The 2,864-nt window shown below is 71.2% G+C and carries 4 protein-coding genes; 1 reads left to right on the top strand and 3 read right to left on the bottom strand.

Translation table 11 applies throughout. The features are described from left to right. Window positions 1-136 precede the first annotated feature (136 nt). Together AWZ10_RS22730 and AWZ10_RS22725 are read right to left on the bottom strand one after the other, a co-directional pair. Window positions 137-1,006, bottom strand: coding sequence for an esterase/lipase family protein (locus tag AWZ10_RS22730; protein WP_046705256.1), 870 nt, complete (start codon window positions 1,004-1,006; stop codon window positions 137-139). A 173-nt stretch (window positions 1,007-1,179) separates the two neighbouring features. Further along, entirely contained in the window at window positions 1,180-1,626 is a 447-nt protein-coding gene (locus AWZ10_RS22725) for a MarR family winged helix-turn-helix transcriptional regulator (RefSeq protein ID WP_060891924.1), read from the bottom strand. Window positions 1,627-1,773: 147 nt separating this feature from the next. Here AWZ10_RS22725 and AWZ10_RS22720 point away from each other — a divergent pair, with 147 nt between their 5' ends. After that, entirely contained in the window at window positions 1,774-2,148 is a 375-nt protein-coding gene (locus AWZ10_RS22720; protein ID WP_046705254.1) for a cupin domain-containing protein, read from the top strand. A gap of 19 nt (window positions 2,149-2,167) precedes the next feature. Here the strand turns inward: AWZ10_RS22720 and AWZ10_RS22715 are convergent. Continuing rightward, a partial coding sequence (locus AWZ10_RS22715) for a DNA polymerase Y family protein (protein WP_060891925.1) occupies window positions 2,168-2,864 on the bottom strand: 697 nt, incomplete at its 5' end.

Below are 2,864 nucleotides of genomic sequence, written 5' to 3'. Positions count from 1 at the left end.
CGGCACGGCCGCTGACGGCTTCCGGGGCCTGTCGGGCGGCTCAGGCCGGACAGGCCCCGGCGGCATGTGTCGGCACCGCCGGGCGGAGTGTGCGTACGCACCGCGGGGTGGTCCCGGCGGTGCGTACGCACACGTGTCAGCCGACGGCCGAGAGACAGGTCGTCGGGGTGGCGTGAGCCGGGTCCAGGGCGTTGACGACCTCGTGGAACGCGATGCGGTCGAGGAGCCCGATCACCGCGTGCTCGGAGAGGTCGAGCGCGCAGAGGTCCTGGATGACGACGTTGCGTACGTTCGGCCCGTCGAGGAACTGGGACCGGTACGGCGTGACCACCTCGTCGTACTTGGTGGCGAGGACCGTGTACGTGACGCCGGGGACGGTGTCGCCGCCCGCGTTGAGTTTGGTCATGAAGGCGGATCCGGCCACCTGGTCGGCGAGGGCCGGGGTCGCGGAGGACAGCAGGTCGCCCGCGCCGGGGAAGTAGGCGAGGAGTTCGGTGAGGCCGTTCAGGGTGGTGCCGTGGTTGGAGGGGGCGATGCCGACGAGGGCGTTCACCTTCGCGGCTCCGCCGAGGAACTTGAGGTAGTAGCGGGGCATCATGCCGCCCTGCGAGTGGCCGACGAGGTCGGTCTCGGCGGCGCCGGTCGCGGCGAGCACCCGGTCGACGAAGGCGTCGAGCTGCTCCGCCGACTTGTCGATGGGGCCGAGTCCGTGGAAGAAGGCGACGCCGGGGAGTTGGCCGTAGTCGAGGGAGTAGACGCAGTAGCCCCGGTTCACGAGGTACGGCGCGAGGCCCAGCCAGTTGTCGACGGAGTTCGCGAGCGTTCCGTGGACGAGGACGACGGGGCGGGGGTGTGCGCTGGAGGGTTTGCAGGAATAGTCGTTCCAGCCACGGCTGGGTGCGGCGGCCGTGTCGGCGGCCCCGGCGGCGGTGGCGGGGACGACGGTCGCCGCGGCGGCCAGGCACAGGGCGGCCAACGGTCTGATGAGGCGCTTCCAGGGCAGCATCGGGTGATCTCCTTGCGGCTCAAGGGATGTGCGACGACGTTCGCCCTGTGATCCGGATCACGAGGATGCTGTTCTAATTCGCCAAGTTACGGGCGAGTAGAAAAAGTGGGAAGTTACGCGTCAGTAAAAACTTCAAGTGATGGCCGTGGACGCTGACACGTGACGTCGAATCGTCACCAGGCGGGCCTGATGGGGCCGCAGGGCGCGATGCGCGCCAGCTGATCACGCAACACCCGCATCTCACCCTCCCCGCCGAGCGACTCGGCCCACCCCGCGACGACCTCGGCCGCCACCTCCTCCGCCGCCCGGGTGCAGGCCCACCCCCGCTCGGTCAGCACGACCAGCCGGGCCCGGGCGTCACCGGGATGCGGCCGGCGCTCGACGTACCCCTTGCGCACGAGCTCGTCGACGAGCTGGCTGGCGGCCTGCTTGGTCACCCCGAGATGCGTGGCGAGGTCGGTGACCGTCGCACCGTCCGGGGCGAGCCGGGTGAACGCGAACCCGTACGCGGGCCGCCCCTCGAAGCCACGGGCGGTGACACCCTCGTCGATGCGGCGCGTCAGGTCCCCGGCGGCGGCGAGCAGGGCGGCGGTCAGGGCCAGGGCTTCGGAGTTCTGCACGCCTGCATTGAAACACCCTTGACGAATTGGTCAAGCAGCTTGACCATGTGTCATATGGTCAAGCTGCTTGACCATCTGTGGTCGTACGAGTCCTCATGACTCTCGTCCACCAGCCCTCATGACTCCAGAAGGCCCCAGGAGGCCCGCATGCCTGTCGTCCGCCCGTCCGAAGCCGTCGTCCACGAGATCCACGGCGCCCGTTTCGTCTCGCACGCCACTCCCCGTACCGGCAGCAGGGAGCTGGCCGCCTGGCGGGGCGAGATCCCGCCGGGGACCAAGGCGCCCGCGCACACCGTCACCAAGGAGGAGATCCTTCATCTGCTCAGCGGCGAACTGCTGGTCACGCTCGACGGCCGCACCGATCGCGTCACCGCGGGCGACACCCTGATCATCAACTCGGGCGCGACCCTCGCCGTCGAGAACCCGACGGCGGAGACCACCGTCACCTGGGTCACCACTTCCCTCGGCCTGGAGGCGGAGCTGGCCGACGGCACGCGGATCGTGCCGCCGTGGGCCAACTGAGAGGAGCCGTACGGGGGCGTCACGCGGCCAGCCGCCCGGGCATCACCGCGTGCGGACCGAACTTCGCCCGAGCGCGGTCCACGACCTCCTCGATGCGGCGAAGCTTGTCGTCGACGGGGTCGAAGGCGAGCTGGTGGGAGGCCTGCTCGGCGGGGGTGAGGCCCTCGGCGCGCAGGGCGATCGCACGGACGCGGGCGCGCTGGAGGCCGAGGGCGTCGTACATGCCGTAGGCCACCTCGGTCAGTGCCGGCGAGTGGGCGGTCGGTTCCCTGAGCGTGCGGGTGCGGGTCGTCGAGGAGCGGTCGGCGTAACGGACGGTGAGGGTCAGGGTGCGGCACACCTGGTCCAGGGCGCGCAGCCGGGAGCCCAGTTCGTCGGTGCCTGCGAGCAGGGCGCGGCGGTGCCGGTCCGGATTCAGCTCGTCGTGGGAGAAGGGGTGTTCGGTGGCGAGCGAGCGCGCGACGGCGTTCGGTACGACCCGGCCCCGGTCGACGCCGTTCGCCTTCTCGTGCAGTTCGCGGCCGGTCCGCGCCCCGACCAGGCGCTGAAGCGTGGACAGGGGTGCGCAGGCGACCCCGCCGAGGGTGTCCAGGCCGTACTCGCACAGGGTGCGGGCGGTCGCGGTGCCGACGCCGGGCAGCGCGCCGACGGGCAGTTCGGCGAGGAAGTCCACGACGAGGTCCTCGGGCACCGCGCACGGCGACCCGGGCGCCGCC

The sequence above is a fragment of the Streptomyces europaeiscabiei genome, assembly GCF_001550375.1.
Taxonomy (GTDB): domain Bacteria; phylum Actinomycetota; class Actinomycetes; order Streptomycetales; family Streptomycetaceae; genus Streptomyces; species Streptomyces europaeiscabiei.
This window is presented reverse-complemented; position numbering and strand designations above follow the sequence as displayed.